Raw genomic sequence first — 25,331 nt, 5'->3', positions numbered from 1 at the left:
GCCCCGTAGGCTTGGGCACAGACTCTGTTGTATTTTCAGGCACTAATTCCGTTACTGCCTAAAGAAAGACTTAGTTGTTCAGCATATCCCTCACAAATTGGCAGCCAAGATACTGAGTGAAGCTGGAATGGCACGGGAAAGTCCTGCTGACCACTTCAACGAGAGTTCATGCCCCGTGTAGCGCTCGCAGTGCGAGAGGAAAGTAAAGCACAGGGTAAAAGCAGAGCATCATGGGTCTATTGGATGACGCTGTCCTAAAACTGACCGGCCTGCTGATTTGAGAGTGGCGCCCCTCGTGCGGCGCCTGAATGCTATTTAAATGGTCCTTGGCTTTACGCAGAGCCGGACGTCACGAACTGGACGATGAGAAACGATGACGAAAGAAACAAAGTTTGACCAGGATCTGATCCGTCAGCTTGCGACTCTTCTGGATGAAACCAATCTGACAGAGATCGAACTGGAACAGAAAGACCTACGTGTACGCGTTGCACGCCAGATCACCGTTGAAGCTCGTAGCGTGGCACCAGCAGCAGCTGCTGCGGCTCCGGCACCAGCAGCGCCGGTTGAAGTGGCTGTTTCTGCAGATCCTGCGAACCATCCTGGCGCAGTCACCTCCCCAATGGTTGGCACCGCCTACATGGCTCCAGAGCCAGGCGCGCGCAATTTCGTTGAGGTTGGCTCCTCCGTTCGCGAAGGCGAAACCATCATGATCGTCGAAGCCATGAAGACCATGAACCAGATTCCGGCAACCAAGTCCGGTAAGGTAACAGCCATTCTGGTTGAAGATGGTCAGCCAGTAGAGTTCGGCGAACCACTCGTCATCATCGAATAACGGGCGAAACGCTATGTTTTCAAAGATTCTCATCGCAAACCGCGGCGAGATCGCACTTCGCATCCTGCGCGCCTGTAAAGAGCTCGGCATTCAAACCGTTGCCGTTCACTCCACAGCCGACCAGGACGCCATGCATGTGCGACTGGCTGACGAGAGTGTTTGCATCGGGCCCCCTGTGGCCCGTGACAGTTACCTGAACATCCCTGCAATTCTGGCCGCCTGTGAAATCACTGGCGCCGATGCAGTACACCCGGGCTATGGCTTCCTCTCCGAGAATGCCCGCTTTGCGGAAATTCTTGAAGCGCACGGCATCACCTTTATCGGCCCTACCTCCGAACACATTCGGGTTATGGGCGATAAGATTCAGGCCAAGACCACCGCGAAGGAACTGGGCATTCCAGTTGTTCCTGGCTCAGACGGCGGCATCACCTCAGAAGATGACGTGCATGCGCTGGCCCGCGAAATCGGCTACCCGGTTCTGGTAAAAGCTGCAGCAGGCGGCGGTGGCCGCGGCATGAAAGTGGCGCGCACGGAAGAAGAGCTGGACACGGCCATCTCCACTGCACGTTCCGAAGCAAAAGCTGCCTTCGGTGACGACGCGCTTTACATGGAGAAGTATCTCGGCAAGCCACGTCACATCGAAGTTCAGGTTCTGGGCGACGGGTATGGCAACGCAATTCATCTCGGTGAACGCGACTGCTCATTGCAGCGCCGCCACCAGAAGGTTTTTGAAGAATGTCCTTCTCCTGCCCTCAACGATGCTCAGCGCCAGGAAATCGGTGAGATTTGTGCCGCAGCAATGCGCAAGCTGAAATACCGCGGCGCAGGTACCGTCGAGTTTCTCTATGAAAACGGCGAGTTCTATTTCATCGAAATGAACACCCGTCTTCAGGTGGAACATCCGGTAACTGAAATGGTGACCGGCATCGATCTGGTGATCGAACAGATCCGCATTGCCTCTGGCGCAACACTCTCCATCAATCAGGAGGATGTTCGTTTCGAAGGTCATGCCATCGAATGCCGCATCAACGCTGAAAACCCTCGCACCTTTGTGCCCTCTCCAGGCACCATCACCTACTACCACCCACCAGGTGGTCTGGGCGTACGCGTGGATTCAGGCGTCTATCAGGGTTACAAGATCCCACCTCACTACGACAGCCTGATCGGCAAGCTCATCGTCCATGGCCGCAGCCGTGTGGAATGCATGATGCGACTGCGCCGGTGTCTGGGTGAGTTCGTAGTGGATGGCATCCAGTCAACCGTGCCGCTGTTCTCTGAGCTCGTGGACAATCAGGACATCGCAAACGGTGCCTACGACATCCATTGGCTTGAAAAGTTCCTCGAAGACAGCAAATAGTTAATAGCTTAACTAGTCGACGAGGTCACATGGCAGCCCGGCACGATCATGTGCATTTGGAAATCACGCCTCACGTATTGCTAAAGGCCTATGCGTGCGGCGTTTTTCCTATGGCTGAATCGGCTGACGACCCGGATTTGTTCTGGGTCGAGCCCGAAAGACGCGGGATCATCCCGCTCGAAGGGTTTCACGTTCCTAAGCGTCTGAGACGCACCGTGAAATCTGACCGCTTCAAGGTCATCGCCTCTCAAGATTTTCAAGGTGTCATAGACGGCTGCGCAAGTCCTGCGCCCGGCCGCAAGCGCACCTGGATCAACGCAGAGATACGCCGCCTGTACGGCGAACTCTTCAAGATGGGTTACTGCCACACAGTAGAAGTCTATGAGAACGACAAGCTTGTCGGTGGGCTTTATGGCGTGTGCCTTGCCAGCGTGTTCTTTGGGGAGAGCATGTTCTCAACCGCGCGTGATGTCTCCAAGATCGCCCTTGTTCATCTTGTCGCTCGTATGAAGGCAGGTGGCTTCACTCTGCTCGATACCCAGTTCGTGACCGATCACCTGCAACAGTTCGGAGCGCTGGAGATCCCGCGCGATGTCTACAATGAGCTTCTGGACACAGCCCTTCAGGAGCCGGCCAACTTCTTCTCAGAGCCATCCCAGATTACTGGTGCGCGGGCGCTGGAGTTGATTGACAGCCCCTACTGATCCTCTTTGCACCCACCACAAACGACAAACCGGGCACTTGGCCCGGTTTTGTTTATCACAAGAATGGATTAGGACGCGGAATTGGAATGTTCCCGGAGCTTATGAAGTCATCCCCTGCCAATGGATCATACTCCGGCGCGTCGGCCACGGGGGGGCCGCTATAGCCCTCAGGAGGCGGCACTTCCGAATATCGCTTACAGTTCACCAGCCAAATATCGTAGACGCCGTGCTCAACGGCGTGAACACCGGGGTTCGCGGCAAACATCCAGCCCGTGAAAATTCGCTGCACTTCATTGTTCAGCGTCACCTCGTCCACCTCGATAAAAGCAGTGGTCTTTGCCGCTTCTGTCTCAGGCCGGGTGAAACAAGCGCGCGGGGTCACCTGCAGTGCACCAAACTGAACGGTCTCGCCAATGTAGACGTCAAAATCAATGATCCGGCCAGTGATCTTGTCCAAGCCATTAAAAACGGCAATCGGGTTCTCTATTTTGGAGGCACGCGCGTCGTCCAATGTCACAACACTCCCAAAACCGAGAGCTGCAAGAGCCACAAAGGCCGTGGAACATAAACGGCGGCGCAAAACTTTGAACGTCATTCTATCCTGATCCGGAAAACTCGTGATTCAGCAGTGATATCGCCTCTAGGCTGTAGCAAACCATTAGCCGCTCGAAAAGGTCGGAATTGGGCAAAGCTATGGCTAATTTCCAAGATCGCGGTTTATTCCCAGCTCTGTGGCACAACCCCATCACTCAGTAATGCAATCAAAATCTCAGCAAAAAGCCAGCTGCAATCTACCTGTTGGTGAACTGAACGGCGGGCACCCCGCCCGGATACCCGCCACCCCTAACATTTCAGGGGTGATGAGGTAAGCATTTGAGAACCATCGTTTTGGATGCTGGCCCTAAACAACGAACACTGGGGGCCACCCATGGCAAACTCAAAAATTGCTCAAGGCGCTAGGGTCTTTGCAGCCTGTACAACGCTTGCTGCCAGCCTCTTGATTTACTTGGGAACCTGCCTGGGTTTGGCTCAAGAGACAACCGCCGTTCAAGGTCCGCAGCCGCTCAAGCTGGGCAGTCAACTGGAAGACCGCTCAGATGCCTATATTCTGCCTTTGGACGCCGACTATTGGTTGAAAAAATACCCTCTGGCTCCCTTGGACACCAGCTCTCCTCGTGCCACTCTGGAGAGCTTTCTTACCGTCATGGCAACGGCAAATGATCTCGTGATTTCGGCCTATGAGGCCAACATAGAGCACCTGCGGCAAACCGCTGAACCGTCGCTGAGCAGAGAGCAGATTGATGAGCAGGTTTATCTGGCAAAGCTGCTCTTTTCTCGGGCAAAGAGCGTGTTTGACTGGTCACAGCTTCCCACCGCCACCAGGAATCAAACCTCTCTTGAGTACGCCATGCTCATGAAGGAGGTATTGGATCGCATCCCGCTTCCGGCCCCGGACAAAGTGCCCGGAGAGCAGGCAGGCACCTATGACTACCTGCAGGAAGGGCTGCCAGAAAAGTGGACGCTGCCTCACACCCAGATCACGCTGGCGAATGTGCCGGATCGCGGATACTTGTTTGCGCCAGAAACCGTCGCTCTTATCGTCACACAGTACAATCAGATCAAAGACTTACCAGCACTTCAAAGCGCAAGCCCGGACTTCTTCACGTTCTACACCACAAGCCCCGGTGAATTTCTTCCCCCAGCTTGGTACACCTTCATAGAAGGCGGAGAACCATGGTTGTTCGAAGTTTATGAAGGGCAAACCACATGGCAGTGGATCGCACTTGTCATTGTGGGGCTGGGGCTATTCCTTGTGTTGGCAGGGCTTCGCTACGTACACCGCCGTCTGACCCCGCCGAGCACCCCCATTCGCCGCCGCTTGTTCTACATGATCATGCCGGTCTTGGTTCTCCTCGCAGTTCAAGCGTTCAGATACGCGGCCATTGAAGAAATCAACATTGGCGGTTCGGTCATGATCGGGATGGAACTGACCATTGAAGCCGTCTCATGGATCCTCATTGCCATCCTGACTTATCAGTTCATCTCCGCCATTTCGGAGTTTGTTCTCGCCCAAAAGCGGGCCAAGTACCTTGAAGCTCTGGATGTAAGCATCATCCGCACGGGCTTCCGAGCCATTGGCATGGTCGCAGTCATGGGCGTGCTGGCTTATGGTGCAACCCGTCTCGGCATCCCTCTTCTGGGCGTCATTGCAGGCCTCGGCGTCAGTGGTCTGGCAGTTGCTCTGGCAGCTCAACCCACCATTGAGAACCTGATCGGCGGAATCATCTTGTATGCAGATAGAATGGTTCGCGTGGGTGAATTCTGTAAGTTTGGCGAGTTCTCCGGTACCGTTGAAAACATCGGCGTGCGTTCAACGCGCGTGCGCGCCAAAGACCGAACCCTCGTCACCGTAGCCAATGCGGATTTGGCCAAAATGCGCATCATCAACTACTCCCGCCGCGATCGCACGTACCTCCTTCAGGAAATCGGCCTTCGCTACGAGACAAGCCCGGACCAGCTGCGCAACATACTAATGGAAATCCGCGAGTACATCTGCGCCCACCCTCAGGTTCTCGAAAGCACGGTCCGCGTCCGCTTTGTGGGTTATGGCGATTCATCCTTGAATGTGGAGATCGCCGCCAACATCCTGAAGCCCGGCTATGAAGACTTCTTGGCTATTCAGGAGGACATCCTCTTTGCCATCTTCCTCATCGTCGAGAAGAACGGCTCAGGCTTCGCCTTCCCATCCACCACCGCCTACTTCACCAAGGATACCGGGCTGGATGTAAAACTGAAAAAAGCTGCCGAAGATACGGTCCAGGAGCTGCGTGCGAGCAATCGCTTGCCCTACCCCACCTATGCCAATCAAGGCATGGAGTATGGCGATCCATTGGAGGACGGCGCTGCTACCCAAGGGAATGATGAAACCACGCGGGAAAAGCGTGGCAACGGCCGGTCCGCAGCCTGACAGCAGGCCAAACAAAAAGGGCGCTGGAATTACCGGCGCCCTTATTATCTATCGGAACAAACCGCTTGACTTAGGCAAGCGCGGCCAAGCGGGCCAGTGCCTCAGTGGTCTTGGCCTTGCGCTCAGTCAGCTCCACAACGCGGTCTTTTTCACCCTGGACAACCTCTGCCGGGGCCTTTTCAACGAACCGTGGGTTTTCAAGCTTCTTGGTGATCTTGATCAGCTCACCATCGATCTTGCCCAGATCCTTTTCAAGACGCGCCTTTTCGGCATCCAGATCAATCACGCCCGCCAGCGGCAGACAGACCGTGGCTTCACCAACCACAATCTGTGCAGACCCCTTCGGTGCTTCATCTGCAACCGATACAGTCTCTGCACGCGCGTTCTTCATGATCGCAGCTTCATGGATCTTCAAGCGGTTCTGTGTCAGTTCAGACGCACCTGAAAGCACCACAGGCACCTTCGCACCTGCTGGAACGTTCATCTCGGAGCGAACGCTGCGGATCTGCATGATCATGTCGATCAGCCAGTTGATTTCCGCAGCAGCGTTCTCATCTTCGCCAACAACAGAAGGCCAACGAGACAGCGCCAGCAGCCCTTCACGGGAAGAACCTTCCGCTTCAACCGTGCGCGCCCAAAGCTCTTCGGTAATGAACGGCATGAACGGGTGCAACAGCTTCAGGATCTCGTCACGCGCCCAAGCCGCTGTAGCACGGGTTTCTGCCTTTGCTTCTTCGTCAGCACCGCCAAAGATCGGCTTGGCCAGTTCCAGATACCAGTCACAGAAGGTATTCCAGACGAAGCGATAAGCTGCACCTGCCGCATCATTGAAGCGATAGGTGTCAATGGCTTCGGTAACCGCGCGGATCGTGCGGCTGGTCTCTGTCACGATCCAGCGGTTCACGGTCTGCTTTGCCAGAGCCGGATCAAAACCTTCAACGCGTTTGCATTCGTTCATCTCCGCAAAGCGGCAGGCGTTCCAGAGCTTGGTTGCAAAGTTGCGATAACCCGCCACACGGCTGGTTGCCAGCTTGATGTCCCGGCCCTGCGCCGCCATTGCAGCCAGCGTAAAGCGCAGCGCATCAGCGCCATACTCATCGATCAGCTCCAGCGGATCCATGACGTTGCCCTTCGACTTGGACATCTTCTGCCCCTTCTCGTCGCGGACAAGGGCGTGGATGTAAACCGTGTCGAACGGCTCGGTCTTCATGTAGTGGTTGCCCATCATCATCATCCGGGCAACCCAGAAGAAGATGATGTCAAAACCGGTCACCAGAACTGAGGTGGGATAGTACCGGGCCAGTTCCGGGGTCTTGTCTGGCCAACCGAGGGTAGAAAACGGCCACAGTGCAGAAGAGAACCAAGTGTCAAGCACGTCCTCATCGCGGTAAAGGGCCACCTTCTCGCCTTCACCAGCCTCATGGGCTGCAAGTGCATCGTTGATGTCCATCAGCGCCACAGGCTTGCCATAGAAGCTCTCAGCAGCTTTCAGAGCGTCTTCTTCAGACTTTTCAACGAAGACCTTGCCTTCAGGACCATACCATGCAGGGATGCGATGCCCCCACCAAAGCTGGCGGGAAATACACCAAGGCTGAATGTTCTCCATCCACTCGTAGTAGGTCTTGTCCCAGTTGGCCGGAACGAACTTGGTTCGCCCTTCCCGAACGGACGCAATCGCAGGCTGTGCCAGCGTCTTTGCATCCACATACCACTGATCGGTCAGCATCGGTTCAATTGGAACACCGCCGCGATCACCGTGCGGAACCATATGCGCATGGTCTACAACTTCATCCAGAAGCCCCTTGGCTTCCAGCATTTCAACGATCCGCTTGCGTGCAGCGAAACGCTCAACGCCATCCAGCGCCTCGATGGTGGCCTTCAGATCGTCAGAAGCCTCAACGCCTTCAAGGAAGTCGGCATTTTCCGCCAGAATGATGTTGGCTTCACGATCCATGATGGAGATCATGCGCAGGTCATGGCGCTTGCCGATGTCAAAATCGTTGAAGTCGTGCGCAGGCGTCACCTTCATGGCACCAGTGCCGGTTTCAACCTCAACATAGTCATCAGGAATGATCGGAATACGGCGGCCAACCAGCGGCAGGATTATGTCCTTGCCCTGCAGGTCTTTGAAGCGTTCATCATCGGGATGAACGATAACGGCCGTATCACCCAACATGGTCTCAGGACGCGTGGTCGCGATCACGATGTAGTCGCGCGTCTCGAACTCGGTTGCCTTGCCCTCTTCATCAAACGCAATCGGGAACTGGTAGGTCACGCCATCCGCCAATGGATAGCGGAAGTGCCACATGTTGCCCTGCGTGTCCTTTTGCTCAACTTCCAGATCGGAAATCGCGGTCAGCAGCTTGGGATCCCAGTTTACAAGGCGCTTGTCCTTGTAAATCAGGCCTTCCTTGTAAAGCGAAACAAAGACTTCCAGAACAGCCTTGGACAGGCCTTCATCCATGGTGAAGCGCTCGCGGGACCAGTCACAGGACGCACCAAGGCGCTTGAGCTGATTGAAGATCATCCCGCCGGATTCATCTTTCCACTGCCAAACGCGTTCAATGAAACCTTCACGGCCCAGATCGCGGCGAGAAGGCTCGCCATTGGCAGCCAATTGACGCTCAACAACCATCTGCGTTGCAATGCCAGCGTGGTCCATACCCGGCTGCCACAGAACGTCGCGACCGCGCATGCGCTGGTAGCGAACCATGATGTCCTGAAGAGTGTTGTTCAGTGCGTGGCCCATATGAAGTGAGCCTGTCACATTGGGCGGCGGAATCACGATGGAATAGGTCGCAGCACCGTCGTCTGCTCCTGCTCCGGCCTTGAAAGCACCTGCATTTTCCCAGGTCTCGTAAATCCGCGGCTCAACAGAGGCCGCCTCATAGGTTTTATCCAGCATACTTCTTTTCTTCCACTTGCGGGGTCTGCATGGTGTAAATCGGAAGCCAGTTCCGAAGTCAACCGGTGTAAGCCGGTAAAGCCAACTCCCATCGCAATAAAAAAGCGCCACCGGCCGGCAGCGCTTTCAGGTCATTTCGTTTTCGCCTGATTAGCGACCGCGGGAGATCCTTTCGATCTCCTGTTTCACGAGACGCTCTACCATATCGGGAAGGTGCTGATCCAGCCATGATTTCAGCATGGGCCGCAGCATATCCGCAACAAGATCATCAAGGGTTCGTGCATTCTGAGAGAGCACGGTGTTCGCCAACCCATTGAAGGCAGAGGAAACTGCCTGATTGGCGCTTTCAGAAAGCAGTGTTGGCGCAGCCGCCTCTACCTTCTGCTCAACGGTTTCCAGAATGTCGTCGGCATCCACTTCCGGCGCACCGTCGAAGGAAATATCACCGCGATCATCATCCGCAGTTTCCGGCATGCCCTTTACCAGGTCCATCTCCGGCTTTTCTTCCTCAACAGCCGCGTCTTCGGTCAGCTCGAGAACATCATCAACCGAATCCACTTCCTGTTCCGGTTCATCATCGTCCGAACCAAAACCACCCGGGGAATCAAAGAGCTTGTCCAGATCGTCCTGAGACAGATCCTTGCCCTCTTCCAAATCCATATCACCAGCTCCGGAGTCTGTCTCTTCTTCAGATATAATCTTTCGAATAGAGCTCAAAATCTCCTCCATGGAAGGCTCTTGGGTCTTCGAAGCTTCTCCCATGGCATCCCCCTCGTTCCGTGAGAAAACATGGCTCGAAGTTGCAACATACGACTCGAGCGCCAACAATTAATCATCAATTAATATTAAGGGATATAGACCCTTGATGAACACCACGCGACAGAGTTCAAAGCTTCTCTGCCCACAGAAAACCCGAGGATTACTCAAGGTTTTCCAAAAGAAAAAGGGGAGCTTACGCCCCCCTCATCTCAATTGAGATCAATTAGCCCTTAGCGGCCATCCGGCGTACGTAAGCCGATCCACTTGTCACGCACCGCGTTATAGTGCTCTCGCGGATCATACTGCGGCACGGTCAGCCCAAGGTGGGTGTAGTTCAGGCGGCCAACAGAGCTTAGGAGTGCGTAGGCTGCCACAACCTTGTCGCGCTGTGCGGTAATCAGGGTCACACGCGCATCTACCAGATCGCTCTGCGAGTCGAGAACATCAAGTGTGGTCCGCTGACCAACGCGCTGCTCTTCAACAACACCTTCCAATGCCAGCGTCGCAGCAGCCACTTCAGCCTGAGCTGCAGTGATCGATGCTTCCGATGCGTTCAGCTGGCCCCAAGAAGAGATCGCCTGCGCGCGCACCGTGTCGCGTGCCACGTCAACCAGAATCTCGGTCTGGCCGAGTTCTTCCTTGGCCTGACGGATCGCGGAGTACTCGGTACCCTGCTGATAGATTGGCACAGTCACGCGGCCGAAGATGGACGCCGTATTGGTGGTGCCGTTGCCACCTAATGAACGACCATTGGAGCTGCGGTAATTGCTTGAAAGATTACCCTCCACGTTCACCGTTGGCAGCAAGGTGCCTTCCGCAGTCTTGACCGCAAAGATACCGGCATCAACGAAGTGAAGCGCCGACATGATGGAAGGATGCTCTTCCTGACCGACCGCAATTGCCTGACTCACAGACTTCGGCAAGAGGCTGGCAACGTTGGAACGTGGGTTCAGGTTCTTTGGATCGACACCAATCACCTGACGGAAAACCGCGCGGCTTGTATTCAGATTCGCCAGTGCGGTGTTCAAAGCGGACTGAGAACGCGCGCGCCCGGCTTCCGCCTGCGCAACATCTGTACGAGTGCCCTCACCCACGCTGAAGCGGTCCTTGGAGGCCCGCACAAGCTCTTCCTGGAACTTCAAGTCACTCCGGCGCAGCGCCACGATACCGGTATCCCGGATCACGTCCATGTACGCCGTTGCGGCCTGCAACAAGGCGGTCTGCTCGGTCACACGCAGGTCTTCCCGCTGTGCCCGCACAATCGCTTCCGCCTGCCGGGTTGAGTTCACTGTTCGGAAACCGCGAAACAACGGCTGAACCACCTGAACGGCGACCGTCGTGTCGGAGAAACCGCCACCCGTGAAGCCCTGATCAGACTGGTTGACCATGCCTACAGCCGCAGAGCCGGTGATGGATGGACGCCAACCGGCCAGAGCCTGAGGTACGTTTTCATCTACGCCACGCAGCTGAGCGCGAGCGGCGTTGAGTGTCGGATTGTTTTGGTATGTAGCGGACAGTGCGTCGCGAATGGATTGCGCATGTACGGCAGATGCCGAAACCATCAAACACGCGCCTGCTACTGTCGCCAGAAGTCGTTTAGAAATCACTTTTACAGCCTCAAGTCAGGTGCAACGCTTTACCGCTGCCTCGAACCAATTAATTCCAACACCTGCGACCAACGTATACTGTTCACATCCGCGGTCTGGAACCCGAGGACACTCGAATTCCGCAAAAAAAACAAGTGCTGAGGCGAACGAGCAACAATCGCGAAGTTTTTGGCAAAACTTACAGGTCGAACACTGTTTGTACTTGATTTGCACGAGTCGGACTTCACGCAAACTACAGGATGTCCGCTTCTCCACGACTTTCGCAAGGATGCGTCGCGATTTCTTTACAAAGCATTAACTGTAAATCTGCGGGTTTTGGTCCCCTCCGCAGATTCTACTCCGTTAAAATGTAAAGCTCTTTGGCTTCTCGAAACCCGGCAGAGGGGCGCCACTGGCATTGAAGGCAAATCGAGAACTCACAGTTTCCTGTGTCTTGTAGTAGATATTCGCCTCGCCTGTTGGCCCAGACTGCTCGATTGCCACCAGACGACCATCGTTTTTAAGCTGGTCAAAAAGCGCAGAAGGAATCGATTCGACCGACCCGTCGATCACAATCACATCGTATGGCGCGTCCGAGGCGTACCCCTGGCGCATCTCGCCATCGATCACGGCAGCGTTTTCGATGCCCAGATCGGCAAGAATGGTAGAAGCTTCGGCGGCCATGGCCTCGTCCTGCTCAACGCCCACCACGGAATCGCAGAGCTTGGACGCAATCGCCACGCTGTAGCCCGTGCCAGCGCCAACCACCAGCACCACATCATCTTTTGCGATGCTTGCCAGCTGCAGCAGCTTGCCCAGAATGTGCGGCTTCAGCATCTTGCGCAGGCCAGCACCGTTCATGGGGATGTCTTCATCGATATAGGCGATGGACTTCTGCTCTTCCGGCACGAAAGTCTCGCGAGGCACTTCCCCCATAGCATCCAGAATGCGGAGATCTGTAATGTCATTGGTGCGAAGTTGATTATCGACCATGCGGGTTCTGGACTGCACGTAGTCGGCCATAACGTCCTCATTTTCAAATCGGATAAGCTGGTAGGTGCATATCGCCCCATGCACGCAAATACAAGCACGCGCACTGCCAAAAATGAAGCGTTTTTACCAATATGCCCCTCTCTTTCGTCGGTAACCACTGCAGGACAGAGCGACGCAGCCGGACCGTCAGGCTAGCGGCACCTGCGGCAAAAAGTAGTGCAGCGCCACGCGAACGGCCCCGCCCGTAAAGCTGCCGCCGTTTGCCGTCAGTCTCACCCGTGTGGGGCTGTAGACGGCTTGTGGGCCAATCACCCCTGCATTGGTCGCGCCTTCTGCAGCGCCCAATGAACCACCGAACTTGGATGTCTCCCCGCTAATGCCACAGTCATACGAGGATGCACCGCTCACCGCGGTTACGGTGCGCGTTGAAACGCAAAGCACGATGGCTCTGTCCGGAAACTGGATTGACGTCTCCACCACACTGCCTGAAAGGTCGGAGAGAAGCTCCTCCACCACATGGAAGCCCGAATGCGCCCCTGCGGGAGCCGTTGCGACAATGCTGTTGCCGAACACCTGAAGCCGCTCCGCAGGCCCATCCCCCCCAACCCCGAGATTGGTTCCTCCGCCACCACCAACGCTCAAAATGCCGCCAAGGCCCGCAGGCGCGCTGATGATCGTCCAGCCTTCCCTGCCATAAACGGCAAGCGCTTCTTCTGCGGCGATGTAAACCAGCTGGCCCTCGACCGGGGCCAGCAGGGACCACGCCCCGTCAACAAAGAAAGCAAGCTGCCCCTCGCGCCCTGCCCAAGCATCCACGGGATTGGCCGACACAATGAAGCCCTGCCCCTCCAGGGCGCTTGGTGGCGCGCTCAGGTCGCGCCGTTCCACCGCGCAGGAGACCAGTTGGTCAAGCCGAAACAGCGCCTCATTGTGAGTGACATGCTTTTGCGCCTGAGAGGACGCGATGAAAGGCAAACCAAGGCGCGCAGAAGAAGACATGACCAAGCCCCGCTGAGAATGAAACCGATGCCCTCCACTGTGCCTGTCGCCCCAGTTAGGGGGATAAGTTTTTTGCAAGCCCTCGCAGCCATCGCCGCCATAACAAAACCCGACGTCACACCGCTGCAACAAACGCCGTAAAACCCCTGAGCCCCGTAGGTTTTTCACAATTCTGGGGCGATATTTTCTGATGGACGCTTGACTATCTCCGCCAAATGTCAGAAAAGCCACTCCACACCACAACGGCGGCCTCTTGGCGGAGTGGTGACGCAGCGGATTGCAAATCCGTGTACGCCGGTTCGATTCCGGCAGAGGCCTCCACTCTTCTCCCCTTAATTTTTTGCTGATCAATCAGTCATGCTCTGACCTATGGTCATTGAGCTTTGGCGTATGACTAAACGGCAAAACTGATCAGCCTGCTATCGGGACTGCCTCTCCATGTGATGCCTGCATACTCAAGTAAAGCTCCGCGCAAGCCACGCAACCTTAGGGTGCCTCGGCAATAATCTCTTGGAGTTTAGGCAATGCTAAACAACGCCCCTAAAACCTATCCTGTGGCAGTTCAAACAGACGAGAATGGCGCAGCTACAATCCGCGTTTTTTTTTGAAGACCTTGATCTGGCAGACTTTCACACACTTGTTCTAAACACCGAAGGAATGCTTGGAACGGGCATAGTTACATCAGATGACATGTTCCAATATGATCCCGGAACCGCGTTCGACCATCTCGCAGCAGGTGAGACCGCGATCGAAACTTTCTCCTACACAGTAGCAGACGCTTTTGGCGAAAGCTCAACTTCCACAGTTACAATAACACTGACCGGCCGAAACGATGGTCCAGTAGCGGTGGCCTTAGCACCGCAGACAGACGAACAAACAGCAATCAACATTGCGCCTAGCTTCACTGACCCCGACACCAACGATAGCCACAGTTTGCAAGTTGACACCACGGGCACACTTGGAACGGTGACAATCAAAGAAGATGGTACGTTTTCATATGATCCAAACGGCAAGTTCGATGCCTTGAATCACGGAGAACTGGCCACCGACACATTCACATACACTGTGACAGACAATCATGGATCAAGTTCCACTGAAACAGTGACCGTGACCATCCAAGGCGAGAGTGAGAGTGCAGCAAGCCCCGCCAAGATTGTCGCCTCTGACGCAACTACAGGCGACATGTTCGGCAGGGATGCGCAAATTAACGACAGTGGCGTTGTTGTTGTTGGATCGCCGAGCGATGATGGAAAAAGAGGTTCCATTTACGTATACACGCCAACAAGCGACGGTGACTACACAGAAAACAAGTTGATTGCGGCTGACCGAGCAGCGAGTGACTGGTTTGGTGTTCGCACTGCAGTAAACAGCACCGGGACAATAGCTGTAGCAGCGAGTGGCGATACGGTTAATGGAGTATCCTCTGGATCGATCTACGTTTTCATACCTGACGAAACTGGCAGTTATACATCCACAAAACTAACACCTTCCGATGGCCGCACGGGAGATGCTATTGGCGTTCGCGGCCTTTCCATGACCGAAGCAGGCGTTATAGCGGTGTCTACTAACTCCGACAAGATCTATGTTTACACGCCAAATGGTGAGGGTGACTACATCGAAACCAAGCTCGTTTCTTCGTTTCGCGGCGGACACCTCGGCTTCGGCGGCTTTATGGACATGAATGAAAACGGGACTATCATAACCTCGGCACAATACATAAAGGATGGCCCAAATAATCTGGCGCGGGTTTTCACACCAAACGCTGAAGGGCAGTATGCTGAAATGCGCTTACGTTTGCCTGAGGCTGGAAGTTCGATCGCCTGTAATGGCGAGGCACTGAACGACGGTACAATAGTCGTTGGTACAAACCAGTCGGTCTACGTTTATAAGCCTGATGATGTTGGCAATTATTCGGTGACCAAGCTTAGCGGAATTGCAAGTGCCAATTACGACCTAGATGTGAACTCCGGAGGGGTCATCGTGGCAAGCTCCAATGATGTAGCCTCGATCTTTGTTCCCGATGACAACAATGGATACAAGCAGATTGTTCTGAGAGCGTTTGATGGTATCAATGGCGATCCTTTTGATGCTTTCGGTTCATCAGTCTCCATCAATGAAGACGGTGTAGTCGTCGTGAGCGCAAGGTATGACGACGACAAAGGGAAGGATTCAGGCTCAATTTACATCTTCACACCAGATGCAGATGGCAACTACGTTGGGCCGGATGGGACAGTCTATGAGCCGTCAGAGACGCCGCCTGTCATTGAGACTTTCGATAGTGCGCCTCTCGAAGTTATCGGAAGCGATTCTGCGGAAAGCCTTCTGGGTGGTAACGCGGACGATGTCATTGTCGGAAATGGCGGCAACGACATAATAGATGCCGGGCTTGGCAGCGATACTTTGACTGGCGGTGAAGGCAACGACACGTTCCTGTTTGCGTCTGACGAAGCTGGACACGATGTGATTACAGATTTTGTCGCCGGAGCAGGTTCCGAGGATTTGATTGAGATCGACAGCTCAATGTTCACCGACTTCACTGCCCTCATCGCGGCAGCCGAAGATCAAGGTGCCAATACTGTGATCACAATCGATGGGGACAGTTCAATCACCCTCAAAGATGTAAACATCGCTGACTTGCATCAGGATGATTTTTCCTTCCTGTAAAGGTCACTGATCACGATAGATGAAGGGGCCCTGCCCCTTTATCTCCTCTCCGTTGCCACCCAGTACGCCATCGCCCGTTTAGTAGGAGAGCACGAACTGGATCTCGATTTCGTGGTAAGGCCCCTTTTGCCCGCTCCAACTGTGATAGACCTCCCGGCTCTCACCCGAGATCACATGGCGCGAGAACGAAATGTCCTTCAAGAGCGGCCCGTAGCCCTTGGTAAACAGGCCCTGCATGGTGCCCTGATAGCGCGTTGAGGCCGCCATCACCGGCTCCAACCGCCTCACAGTGAGCGCCCCGTCATACCGCGCCGGTTTCCTGATTGGTCGGCACATCTCCCAGTCAAACAGCTCCCGCCCGTTCTCTGGCAGGTTGTGAGAGATGAACACCCAAGGCCCAGCCACCTCAAGACCGAACCGGTCGATCTCTGCTTCGATCTGCGCAGTAAGGCCCGGAGACACATCCTTGATATCGTGAATACACAAGCGTTTCTTTGCGCTTATGACCCACATGTCAGCCGTTTCTACGATATTCATTTTGCAAACCTCATGCATGTTCAAAGGCACCCCGTATTGCTTCGAACCGCACTCAGAGATAACCGAAGAATCCAATTGGCCAACTCAGATTATTAGAAAAATTTTCTGCTAGAAGCTTTGACCTAAGGCATAATCGGAACAACGTTCCGCCAAAGGCCGCATCTTGCCCAATCGCTTACACTTCCTGCTTCAGGAAAGCATTCAGCAGCTTCAAGCTGGCCTTGTGGAAGCCAAACTTTGTCGGCGTGCGGGCAACATCGCCCGTGAACAGCGGCACCCACTCCATCATCTCAGAGGCAATGAACGCCCCCGGCGCTTCGAGGGGCTGATCTGAGGCATAAAGCTCCGCCAAATAGCTCAGCTGCAAGGAAAGATGGTCTGCAGGTTCCCTGCATTCTCCCAGCATGGCAAGGCCAGCCGTCTCCAGCCGTTCCAGCATGCGTTCGTGAGGCGCGTCAAACAGGCACCGCCCCTTGGTTGTGTAGTAGGACGCATAAGGCAACGGCGCGCCCGGCCCGCTTGCCAGAAACAGTGATGCGAAGTCCGTTGCAAGCTCCAGCTCTGCTGAGGGGGAGTGCTGCCACCGCTTTATATCACCCTTGATTTCCTCAAGCGGCCCAGCGCTTGGCAGTCCGATGGCTTTTTCCAGTTCAGCAGCAAGGTCCTTGAACCCGCCCCGCCCATAAATCTGCATCTGCTCCAGGCTCAACTCCCTAAAGAACACGCCAGCAAACCACTCGCAGAGCACCGCAGGGCCAAGGGGCGCTTTCACATCCATGATTCACCCCTGCCTTGAGCCGCCACGAGCGCGCGCGCCCTTGCTGATCGTTCGGAAACAGAGGCTTTCGCTCGCCGCCTTTGGCAAGACCACCCAGACACCAATACTGCTGGACTGTTCCGTCTGGTGTGCGCCATCCATGTTCTTCATTGTTTTGCCTCACGCAGATTTGCATGAGTATTTCAGGATGGTTTGACACTATGGCGTCAGATTACGCAGCGTCAATCACTCTTTGTGGCATGCCATCGCTCTAGGGTGACGTCTCTGGGTGTTTTTGGGTGCTTGCACTCAGGCAATGCAGCAGTTTTCCGCCAGCCTTGCGCCCCTCTTTGCTCACCAGCCACAAGGCAAGCTTCTCGCCGTGCGCTTCAAGGTCCGCCAGCGCATCGTCATCGTCGCCCTCCACCTGCGCGGCAAGGTGAAGCATGTCCTTCAGGATCTCGCGGCCATCCTCCTGAGCGTCTTGCGGTAAAACATTTTGCGCCATACCGAAAAGCCCGGCGACAGCAACAGATTCAAGCGCCATTGTCACGAGGGGGGGGCCTTCAAGAGCGGCGTACACCATGATACTGCCACCGACGGTGGCGACCGCGGCATACTGCTTGAACCGGCGAAAAATCACGGCATGTTCCCTTCATCATCGGGCAACAAAAGCAGACGACCTGCCCCTGCGCGTCCTCCGATGACGCCCTCAAGGTTCATGGCGTGAGGCTGTTTTCGCCGTTGTGGTGTTCAAAAGGTAAAGCCGCTGCCCGCTTTCACCTCACCAAAGGACAGAGCCACCACTTTCCAACCATCCTCTTTTCTCCCGCGCAACACGATAACCTGCTTCACGGTTTGAGTTTCACCGCAGTCATCGGCCCATGTCAGTTGATTGGCAGCAATCGCAAGCTCTCCACGCCCTGTAACGGCCCAATCGGTAAGGTCAAAGAGCCGATGGTCACAGTGGGCCTTGTTTTCAAACATCAGCTCCATGGCTGTAAGGCCAATCAGCCTTTTCAGGTGCGGTGCCATCTGAAGGGCTTCCTCACACCAATAGCCGCGCCATGTATCAAAATCGTTCTTGAGAAGAGCCTGCGTCCAGTTGAGGATCGTTTGCTTCACAGCCTCGCGGTGGGCATCACTCAGGCCTGGCTCGCGGGCGGCGGATACAAGAGGGCTGCACACAACCGCTAGTGCGGCAACCGGTGCGCTAATGGAACTTTGAGGCATGGCGTTGCGCGCTCCTTTTCGGAGTCTGGCCCAGCGCTCTAACCTCCAAGCAGCAAGGCCTGTTTTGTTGGGCAGGTTTTCGGCCACCTGCCAACGCCAAGGAAAAGGTCTAACGCCCTCCCTGTCAACCAAAACCCCGCTGAAAGCTTAGCGCAGCCTTTCAAACAATCACTTGCCGCGCATCTGCGCCGCCGCGCCAGGCGCATGGAAATACTCCCGCTTTCCCGTCAGCACCAAGGCCAGCTCATCGATCTCGTCCACCACCCCGTCAACGCAGCGCGCAAGGCCGGAACGCGGCCGCAACGTGGTGCGCACTTCAATGAGCTGCTGGCGAATGGCACCAAGCTGCTTGAGCAGATCTTCCCGGTCGAAATCCATCGGTCTTTGCGGTCGGCGTGAGGTCATGGTGCCTTTTGGGTTCCATCAGTCTTGGCGAAAGCGGCTTTTTGTTCTCTATATGTTCTATGAAGCCATTCCCCCCTTGAGGTCAAGTCTGGAATGCGACCAAGGCCCCTTTGCCCCTTCCTCCCAGCACTGGTAATCCCCGCCAATCACAAGCTACGTGCTAGGGATTTAACGGTATTTGCGCTAAACCCAACGGGTCGGCCACAAGGAGACTATCAATGCGTCATGGCGGTGATTTGAGCGAGGCCATCGCCCGTTACGGCGGGACGGAACAAGACTGGATGGATCTTTCCACCGGCATCAACCCGCATGCCTATCCCACCGCTGGCCACCTTGCGCAGGCAGACTGGGCCAGCCTTCCCACCTCCAAGGCAGAAAGCGACCTGATTGCCGCCGCACGCCGCGCCTATGAGGTTCCAAGCCACCTTGCCATGGTCGCGGCGCCGGGCACACAGGCCCTCATCTCGCAGCTCCCTTATCTGGTCGAGCGCACCACCGTAGCCACTTTGTCTCCCACCTACGCCTCCCATGAGGAAAGCTGGGCGAGTGCCGGACACACGGTTATGAAAGCCCCCTCACTTGAGCACCTCCCGCAGGCAGCTCGCGTGGCGGTTGTTGTCAACCCAAACAACCCCACCGGCACGCTCTATGGTTCTGAGGCGCTGCTCGCCACTGCACAACAGCTGAGTGCGCGCGGCGGTCTGCTCATTGTCGATGAAGCCTTTGCCGATTGCCTGGAAAAGGCCAGCTTGCTCCCTCACCTCACCGACCTGCCAGTGGTGGTACTGCGCTCCTTTGGTAAATTCTATGGCTTGGCGGGTTTGCGTCTGGGCTTCATGATTGGTTCTCACCCTCTGTGTGAAGCCATGAAGGAAAGGTTGGGCACATGGGCTGTCTCTGGCCCAGCGCTGAAGATCGGCACGGCAGCGCTTGGAGATGACATCTGGCGCCGGGAGATGCGGAACAAGCTTGTTGCGGGAGCACACCGTCTTGAAAAACTGGTTGCATCCTGCGGTATGGTGCGCGAGGGAGGAACGCCGCTCTTCTCGCTCATTTCTGGGGTAGATGCCGAGGCCCTTCATGCCCACTTGGCCGCCCAGCACATCTGGACGCGGCACTTCGACTATTCAAAGACGTGGCTGCGCCTGGGCCGCCCCGCTTCAGAACCCCATTGGCAGCGCCTGGAAACTGCCCTGACCAGCTACAAACCTTGAGGACCGCTCCACATGATCTTCTTCGACCATATGCTCTGGATCGTGGTGCTCGCGTTGCTTCTGGACGCCCTTCTGGGCGACCCGGATTGGCTTTGGAAACGGTTCCCCCATCCGGTCACAGTCATTGGCAAGGCGATTGACTGGACCGACAAGCGCCTGAACACCAATGATCTGTCGTCTCAGGTGCGCCGCCTCAATGGCCTGCTGCTTACCGGTTCTCTCACTGTGGGTGCCCTTGCCATTGGCTATATCCTGCAAGACCTGCTGGAAGAAATTCCCTTCGGCGAAGTTCTCATCGCCGCGCTGGGCGCGATCCTTATCGCCCAGAAAAGCCTTTACGAACATGTTGCCGCCGTGCGCGATGCCCTGCGCACCAACGGGCTGGAGGCGGGGCGCGCCGCTGTCTCACGGATTGTGGGCCGCAACCCGCAGGCGTTGGACGAATCTGGCGTCTCCCGTGCCGCCATTGAATCATGCGCTGAAAACTTCTCCGATGGCGTGGTTGCCCCCGTTTTCTGGTTCGCGCTTTTAGGACTGCCGGGCATTTTGGCCTACAAAGCCATCAACACCGCCGACAGCATGATCGGCCACAAGACAGAGCGCTATCAGGAGTTCGGCTGGGCCAGCGCCCGTTTGGATGACCTTGTCAATCTGCCCGCCTCACGTCTTGCAGGCTTGCTCATCTGCGTCGGCGCCTTTGCCGTTGGCACCGCGCCGAAAAAGGCCTTCTCCGTGATGATGAGCGACGCTGGGCTGCATCGCTCTCCCAACGCCGGCTGGCCAGAAGCCGCCATGGCGGGCGCATTGGGTATCGCACTGGCAGGGCCGCGTCACTATGCAAGCTACTCGGTTGACGATCCCTACATGAACGAAATGGGCCGCAAGTCCGCCAGCCATGAAGACATCACCAAGGCGCTCAAGGTCATGTTCTTTGCCTGCGGTGTGCAGGTGCTGGCTCTGGCGGCCCTGTCCATTCCGTTCTAACCACGTCAAGTTCTATGTTGATGGCTCAAAAACCTTCATCAAGCCGCACTGGCGTTAGGTCTCCTGCCCATTGCTTCAAGCGCATAAGCGCTTATCTTGGCAGCAAGATCTCTGCCGCACCAACCGCTTGAGGAACCAATCGTGCTGCCATTTAACAAAGCCGCCGACAACAACAAGGGCTTCATTCTGGAGAAGCTTCTGAAGCATTTGCCAGAAGGGGCGACAGTTCTGGAAGTTGCCAGTGGCACCGGCCAGCACGCTCTCCACTTTTCCAAGGCCATGCCAGCAATCAATTGGCAGCCCACGGACTTGCCTCACCACCTGCAGGGCATTTCCGCCCGTTTCGAGCTGGAAGAGCAACCAGAGAACCTCATGAGCCCGCGCGCGCTTGACATCTCCGCTCTGCCTTGGAGCACTCAGAACGACCTCTTCAAGCAACACTTTGACGCGCTCTACGCCTGCAATTGCATCCATGTGATCTCTTGGGACCTGGTCGAAGCATTCTTCCAAGGTGTCGATGGCACGTTGAAATCCGGTGGCCACCTGTTTTTGTATGGCCCCTACAAATACGAGGGCGCGTTCACAACGCAAAGCAACGAGCAATTTGATGGCTGGCTGAAGGAAACGTTTCCCGGCGGCGGCATTCGTGATTTCGAAGCGGTCAACGCCCTTGCCGAGGCCATTGGCCTTACCCTTGTTGCCGATCACGCCATGCCCGCCAACAATCAGTTCTTGGTCTGGAAGCGTTCCTAACCCACACGGGACCGAGCAATTTCAAGAATGCGGTCGCAGTCAAGATGCTCTTCCAGATGATCAGCCAGTGCCTCCATCGCCAGCTCCACCTTGGCCGAATACCCAAGCGTGGAGCGCGCACCAAAGCCTTTCAAAAACGCTGCGCGAAAACCATCTGAACCAAACAGGCCATGCAAGTATGTGCCAGCAACCTGCCCGTCAGCAGATTGCGCGCCATCCTCGTGACCGCCCAGGATCAAGAATGGCCGCGCGCAATCGCGCCCTGCCGTCCGTCCAATATGGATCTCATAGCCCGACACCGCCTCACCGCTAGAAAGGTGCGTACCTGTCTGAGCCACCACCTGTTTCTCCGCTGTAAGCACTGTCTCCACATCAAGCAGGCCAAGCCCGTCAATGGTGCCCGCAGGCCCTTCAATGCCATTCGGATCACTGATTGCCCGCCCAAGCATCTGATAGCCCCCACAAATGCCGAGGACCCGGCCTCCACGGCGCACATGGGCAGCAATGTCTATGTGCCAGCCTTGGGCCCGCAAGAATGCAAGATCCCCCATGGTGGACTTGGTACCCGGCAGCAAAACAAGATCAGCATCCCCCGGCAGTGCTTGGCCCGGATAGATCAGGCGGAGCGTCACATCCTCTTCAAGCCGAAGGGGATCAAGATCATCAAAGTTGGCAATGCGGCTGATCACCGGCACCACCACTTTGAGTTTTCCCTGCCCGCGCTTGTCATCAAGGCCAAGCGCATCTTCTTCCGGCAGATCACCCGCCTTTTGAAACCAGGGCACCACACCAAGGCTCGGCCAGCCACTGCGGTTTTCAATCTCTGTCAAACCGGAATCAAAAAGTGAAGGGTCACCTCTAAACTTATTGATAAAAAACGCTTTTATGCGCCTGCGCTCAGAAGGTTCAATCACCACAGATGTGCCAACGACAGAGGCAATCACCCCGCCTCGATCAATATCACCAGCAAGGATCACCGGTACATCCAGGGCCTCAGCAAAGCCCATGTTTGCGATATCGCCAGCCCGCAAGTTGATCTCTGCCGGAGACCCTGCACCCTCCACCAGGATCAGGTCGGCGTCCCGCTCAAGATGCTCAAAGCTCTCTTGAACATAGGGAAACAAAGTTCCCTTCTGCTTTCCGAACTCACGCGCTTTCAAGGTCCCAAAGCGCTTGCCCTGTACGATGATCTGCGATCCGCTGTCGCTCTCCGGCTTCAAGAGCACCGGGTTCATGTGTATGGAAGGCGCAACTCGCGCACCAAAGGCCTGCAGAGCCTGAGCGCGGCCAATCTCGCCGCCCTCGGCAGTTACGGCTGCATTGTTGGACATGTTCTGCGGTTTGAATGGGAGAACCCTGAGGCCCCGGCGGGCGAACACGCGTGCCAAGCCCGCCACAATCACGCTCTTGCCCACATTGGAGCCCGTGCCTTGGATCATCACCGCTGCTTGGCGTTTACCTGAGGCACCCATCAGCTTTGTGTTTCCGGTTCAGCACCATAAGGCCGGAACTCTTGTGGCACCGGCAAGCGCGTCAGATGCAATTCCAACAGCAAGCGAATGGTTGGGCGCACCCCAAACAGGAGGGAACCGAGGAGAAACAACCAGGTTCCGGCAAAAACAAGACTGTCGAAAAAGAACAAGACGCTACCGATGACGAACAGCAGCGCAGCAAGAAACTCAATCACGGTTCGCCACAGTTCATAGCGCCGAACAAGATCAGCATGCTTTTCACTCATGTTTCGCAGTCTGGCATCAAACAGTTTCATGGGTCTTCCCGCCTCGTTGGAGGCCTATGGTCTGACAACTGCCATGAATATTCAATGCCTTATTCCAAAAGGCCTGCAAACGCGAACCCATAATTCCGGCGTTGAGTTCGCTCGATTGTGCCGAGCCTCGCCCAGCACAACCTTGTTCCTGAAAGCCCGTGAGAAAGAGCCGGTTATTTGCCGGATCGGAGCGGCCGGCCATTAAACCTTGCCGTCTTGTTGAACCAGGCAAAAGCCACAAGGAACAGGAAGGAAACCATCAGCTCGCCGGTTTCCTCAAATGCCCGCAGAGCCGCCGCAATTTCTGGCCCGATCTGGAGGTCATAGTCCACGCGCAGAATGGATGGCAGCCTGTCCGCCGCTTTCGTTGCAAGGAGCAACCCCGCCCCCACAACCATCACCTGACCAAATGCTGTACGCCAGCCCCCACGCAGGAATATGAAGCGAAACAAGGCAAAGACGGAAATGGCAATCACCGCCAACAGGACGACCGCGACAATGCCAAACAGCATTTGTTCGAGCCCAAACTCGCCAGAGGTGTAGAACCGCAGCTTGAAGAAGCTGTCGGAGGAAAATGCCTTGTGCAGATCCGCCTCGCGCGCCGCAAAAGCCACGAATGTCACCATGACAGACGTTCCGATCGTGTCCAGCTTGCACCGGCTCAACACGGCCAGTGACACGCACAGCCACAATACAACACTCAGTAATTCAACCGGCCCGTTTTCTTCCAGCGCACCCCACCATGTCTGCGGGGAAGTATAGGCCGCCAACGCAGACGTTCCCAGCACCACACACAGGAACAAAATCGTTGCATATCCCCATTTTAATGAGAAATATTCTTCCGGCGCTCTGCCAACTGATGAATCAACCACTAGAATTTTAACCTTTTACATCAAGCGGGCAGCACCGCTCGACAACGATTACTTAAGGCGCACAAAACTGTCACAAAACGCATGTTTCCGCAGTTTTTCGCCATGCAGAGCCTTTGCTCTGACATCAGTAAAAGCAGTTATTTTGTTGAGTGTGCCCGGCAGCCCGACAACGGAGTGAACGGCTTCAATCCAATAATTCGGATGGTGTTACCACGATGAGAGGTTAGCCAACTGTGTTCTATAACACAATATGTGCAATAGCCTGGAAAACTAAAGATCAGCTGCACTTGCCGCTTTAAAGGTAGAATAGTTCAATACCGCTGAACAACAAGCAAGTAGGAAAGCTCCTCCATGGGAGCTTCCCCAAAGTCGCTTGAAAACTTACTGCATTCGGCACGAACCCGTCAGAACTCAATGCCTTCCTGCGGCTTCACCCCGGAGCGGAATGGATGCTTGATCTGCGTCATCTCGGTCACCAGATCCGCGATCTCAATCAGTTCCTCTTTGGCATTACGACCGGTGACGATCACATGCACGTCCTCGGGCTTTTCATCACGTAAGAAGCGCACGATTTCATCCAGCGGCAAGTAGTCATAGCGCAGCACGATGTTCAGCTCATCCAGCAATACCAGCTTGTGGTCGCCTGAAAGGATCAGCTCCTTGGCGGCATCCCAGGCCTGCCGCGCGGCCGAGATGTCTCGCTGGCGATCCTGTGTTTCCCAGGTAAAGCCCTCGCCCATGCGCTTGATGGTCACCTGATCGCCAAAGCGCTCCAGCGCCATGCGCTCACCCGTTTCAATGCGCCCCTTGACGAACTGCACCACGCCCACACGATGACCGTGGCCCAGCGTTCGAAACACCATACCGAACCCGGCGGTAGATTTGCCCTTGCCCTTACCCGTATGCACGATGACCAGACCTTTCTCGATGGTCTTGGTCTCCATGATCTTGTCGCGCGCCGCTTTCTTCTTGCGCATCTTTTCAGCGTGACGGGCGTCCAGCTCCGCTTCGCTCATGTCTTCTTTGTTCACCGCCATGGGG

Annotated in this window: 24 protein-coding genes and 1 tRNA gene; 9 read left to right on the top strand and 16 right to left on the bottom strand. The window is 55.6% G+C overall.

Annotated features, from left to right (window positions below; genetic code table 11):
* Nucleotides 1-373 precede the first annotated feature (373 nt).
* From accB to aat, 3 genes are read left to right on the top strand one after another with little or no spacing between them, the layout of a single operon-like run.
* Nucleotides 374-832 carry an acetyl-CoA carboxylase biotin carboxyl carrier protein gene (accB, locus tag PUV47_RS00965; RefSeq protein WP_274216579.1) on the top strand — a complete coding sequence of 153 codons (459 nt, stop codon included), beginning with the start codon at nucleotides 374-376 and terminating at the stop codon, nucleotides 830-832.
* 13 nt (nucleotides 833-845) lie between these two features.
* Nucleotides 846-2,189 (top strand): acetyl-CoA carboxylase biotin carboxylase subunit, encoded by a 1,344-nt coding sequence (gene accC, locus PUV47_RS00960; protein ID WP_274216578.1) that lies wholly within the window; start codon nucleotides 846-848, stop codon nucleotides 2,187-2,189.
* Between the two features lie 29 nt (nucleotides 2,190-2,218).
* On the top strand, nucleotides 2,219-2,893 hold the full coding sequence (gene aat, locus PUV47_RS00955; RefSeq protein WP_274216577.1) for a leucyl/phenylalanyl-tRNA--protein transferase: 675 nt from the start codon (nucleotides 2,219-2,221) through the stop codon (nucleotides 2,891-2,893).
* A 55-nt stretch (nucleotides 2,894-2,948) separates the two neighbouring features.
* Here the strand turns inward: aat and PUV47_RS00950 are convergent, their stop codons facing one another.
* Nucleotides 2,949-3,488, bottom strand: a complete 540-nt coding sequence (locus PUV47_RS00950; protein ID WP_274216576.1) for a DUF2155 domain-containing protein — start codon at nucleotides 3,486-3,488, stop codon at nucleotides 2,949-2,951.
* A gap of 333 nt (nucleotides 3,489-3,821) precedes the next feature.
* Between PUV47_RS00950 and PUV47_RS00945 the strand changes: the two genes are divergently transcribed.
* On the top strand, nucleotides 3,822-5,861 hold the full coding sequence (locus PUV47_RS00945; protein ID WP_274216575.1) for a mechanosensitive ion channel family protein: 2,040 nt from the start codon (nucleotides 3,822-3,824) through the stop codon (nucleotides 5,859-5,861).
* A 70-nt stretch (nucleotides 5,862-5,931) separates the two neighbouring features.
* Here the strand turns inward: PUV47_RS00945 and PUV47_RS00940 are convergent, their stop codons facing one another.
* The 5 genes from PUV47_RS00940 to PUV47_RS00920 form a co-directional block, all read right to left on the bottom strand.
* The gene (locus PUV47_RS00940; RefSeq protein ID WP_274216574.1) at nucleotides 5,932-8,766 is read right to left on the bottom strand and encodes a valine--tRNA ligase; all 2,835 of its coding nucleotides are present in this window, start codon (nucleotides 8,764-8,766) and stop codon (nucleotides 5,932-5,934) included.
* Nucleotides 8,767-8,916: 150 nt separating this feature from the next.
* Nucleotides 8,917-9,528 (bottom strand): PopZ family protein, encoded by a 612-nt coding sequence (locus PUV47_RS00935; protein WP_274216572.1) that lies wholly within the window; start codon nucleotides 9,526-9,528, stop codon nucleotides 8,917-8,919.
* A 227-nt stretch (nucleotides 9,529-9,755) separates the two neighbouring features.
* Nucleotides 9,756-11,087, bottom strand: coding sequence for a TolC family outer membrane protein (locus PUV47_RS00930; protein ID WP_274216571.1), 1,332 nt, complete (start codon nucleotides 11,085-11,087; stop codon nucleotides 9,756-9,758).
* A 387-nt stretch (nucleotides 11,088-11,474) separates the two neighbouring features.
* Complete coding sequence (locus PUV47_RS00925) at nucleotides 11,475-12,134, bottom strand: protein-L-isoaspartate O-methyltransferase family protein (RefSeq protein ID WP_274216570.1); 660 nt, start codon at nucleotides 12,132-12,134, stop codon at nucleotides 11,475-11,477.
* 156 nt (nucleotides 12,135-12,290) lie between these two features.
* On the bottom strand, nucleotides 12,291-13,103 hold the full coding sequence (locus tag PUV47_RS00920) for a DUF2793 domain-containing protein (RefSeq protein WP_274216568.1): 813 nt from the start codon (nucleotides 13,101-13,103) through the stop codon (nucleotides 12,291-12,293).
* A gap of 247 nt (nucleotides 13,104-13,350) precedes the next feature.
* Between PUV47_RS00920 and PUV47_RS00915 the strand changes: the two genes are divergently transcribed.
* Nucleotides 13,351-13,424, top strand: a tRNA-Cys gene (locus tag PUV47_RS00915).
* A 255-nt stretch (nucleotides 13,425-13,679) separates the two neighbouring features.
* Nucleotides 13,680-15,767: a VCBS domain-containing protein gene (locus PUV47_RS00910; RefSeq protein WP_274216567.1), complete on the top strand. Its 2,088-nt coding sequence runs from the start codon at nucleotides 13,680-13,682 to the stop codon at nucleotides 15,765-15,767.
* A 78-nt stretch (nucleotides 15,768-15,845) separates the two neighbouring features.
* On the opposite strand, the gene PUV47_RS00905 is transcribed toward PUV47_RS00910, so the two are convergent.
* The 6 genes from PUV47_RS00905 to PUV47_RS00880 all read right to left on the bottom strand — a co-directional run bounded on the left by PUV47_RS00905 (nucleotide 15,846) and on the right by PUV47_RS00880 (nucleotide 18,699).
* On the bottom strand, nucleotides 15,846-16,304 hold the full coding sequence (locus PUV47_RS00905; protein WP_274216565.1) for a hypothetical protein: 459 nt from the start codon (nucleotides 16,302-16,304) through the stop codon (nucleotides 15,846-15,848).
* A 175-nt stretch (nucleotides 16,305-16,479) separates the two neighbouring features.
* Nucleotides 16,480-17,082, bottom strand: a complete 603-nt coding sequence (locus PUV47_RS00900; protein ID WP_274216564.1) for a molecular chaperone TorD family protein — start codon at nucleotides 17,080-17,082, stop codon at nucleotides 16,480-16,482.
* A 3-nt stretch (nucleotides 17,083-17,085) separates the two neighbouring features.
* Nucleotides 17,086-17,232, bottom strand: coding sequence for a hypothetical protein (locus PUV47_RS00895; RefSeq protein ID WP_274216563.1), 147 nt, complete (start codon nucleotides 17,230-17,232; stop codon nucleotides 17,086-17,088).
* A gap of 100 nt (nucleotides 17,233-17,332) precedes the next feature.
* Entirely contained in the window at nucleotides 17,333-17,704 is a 372-nt protein-coding gene (locus PUV47_RS00890) for a hypothetical protein (protein WP_274216562.1), read from the bottom strand.
* 110 nt (nucleotides 17,705-17,814) lie between these two features.
* On the bottom strand, nucleotides 17,815-18,294 hold the full coding sequence (locus tag PUV47_RS00885) for a hypothetical protein (RefSeq protein WP_274216561.1): 480 nt from the start codon (nucleotides 18,292-18,294) through the stop codon (nucleotides 17,815-17,817).
* 168 nt (nucleotides 18,295-18,462) lie between these two features.
* Entirely contained in the window at nucleotides 18,463-18,699 is a 237-nt protein-coding gene (locus PUV47_RS00880) for a hypothetical protein (RefSeq protein WP_274216560.1), read from the bottom strand.
* A 218-nt stretch (nucleotides 18,700-18,917) separates the two neighbouring features.
* Between PUV47_RS00880 and cobD the strand changes: the two genes are divergently transcribed.
* The 3 genes from cobD to PUV47_RS00865 all read left to right on the top strand — a co-directional run bounded on the left by cobD (nucleotide 18,918) and on the right by PUV47_RS00865 (nucleotide 21,650).
* Entirely contained in the window at nucleotides 18,918-19,913 is a 996-nt protein-coding gene (gene cobD / locus PUV47_RS00875; protein WP_274216559.1) for a threonine-phosphate decarboxylase CobD, read from the top strand.
* Between the two features lie 12 nt (nucleotides 19,914-19,925).
* On the top strand, nucleotides 19,926-20,897 hold the full coding sequence (cbiB, locus tag PUV47_RS00870; protein ID WP_274216558.1) for an adenosylcobinamide-phosphate synthase CbiB: 972 nt from the start codon (nucleotides 19,926-19,928) through the stop codon (nucleotides 20,895-20,897).
* Nucleotides 20,898-20,993: 96 nt separating this feature from the next.
* Nucleotides 20,994-21,650, top strand: a complete 657-nt coding sequence (locus PUV47_RS00865; RefSeq protein ID WP_274216557.1) for a DUF938 domain-containing protein — start codon at nucleotides 20,994-20,996, stop codon at nucleotides 21,648-21,650.
* Here the strand turns inward: PUV47_RS00865 and PUV47_RS00860 are convergent.
* The 4 genes from PUV47_RS00860 to cobO form a co-directional block, all read right to left on the bottom strand.
* On the bottom strand, nucleotides 21,647-23,122 hold the full coding sequence (locus PUV47_RS00860) for a cobyric acid synthase (RefSeq protein WP_274216556.1): 1,476 nt from the start codon (nucleotides 23,120-23,122) through the stop codon (nucleotides 21,647-21,649). The two genes, PUV47_RS00865 and PUV47_RS00860, sit on opposite strands and share 4 nt — an antisense overlap.
* The gene (locus PUV47_RS00855) at nucleotides 23,122-23,418 is read right to left on the bottom strand and encodes a YrhK family protein (protein ID WP_274216555.1); all 297 of its coding nucleotides are present in this window, start codon (nucleotides 23,416-23,418) and stop codon (nucleotides 23,122-23,124) included. Before PUV47_RS00855 ends, PUV47_RS00860 begins: the two co-directional genes overlap by 1 nt.
* Nucleotides 23,419-23,591: 173 nt before the next feature.
* Nucleotides 23,592-24,290: a hypothetical protein gene (locus PUV47_RS00850; RefSeq protein WP_274216554.1), complete on the bottom strand. Its 699-nt coding sequence runs from the start codon at nucleotides 24,288-24,290 to the stop codon at nucleotides 23,592-23,594.
* A 404-nt stretch (nucleotides 24,291-24,694) separates the two neighbouring features.
* Nucleotides 24,695-25,327, bottom strand: coding sequence for a cob(I)yrinic acid a,c-diamide adenosyltransferase (cobO, locus tag PUV47_RS00845; protein WP_274216553.1), 633 nt, complete (start codon nucleotides 25,325-25,327; stop codon nucleotides 24,695-24,697).
* Between the last annotated feature and the right edge of the window lie 4 nt (nucleotides 25,328-25,331).

Origin of the sequence: Pseudovibrio exalbescens (assembly GCF_028737195.1) — a bacterium.
Classification (GTDB): Bacteria; Pseudomonadota; Alphaproteobacteria; order Rhizobiales; family Stappiaceae; genus Pseudovibrio; species Pseudovibrio zosterae.
The sequence above is the reverse complement of the archived record's forward strand: the minus strand, read 5'-3'. Positions and strand labels throughout refer to the sequence as shown.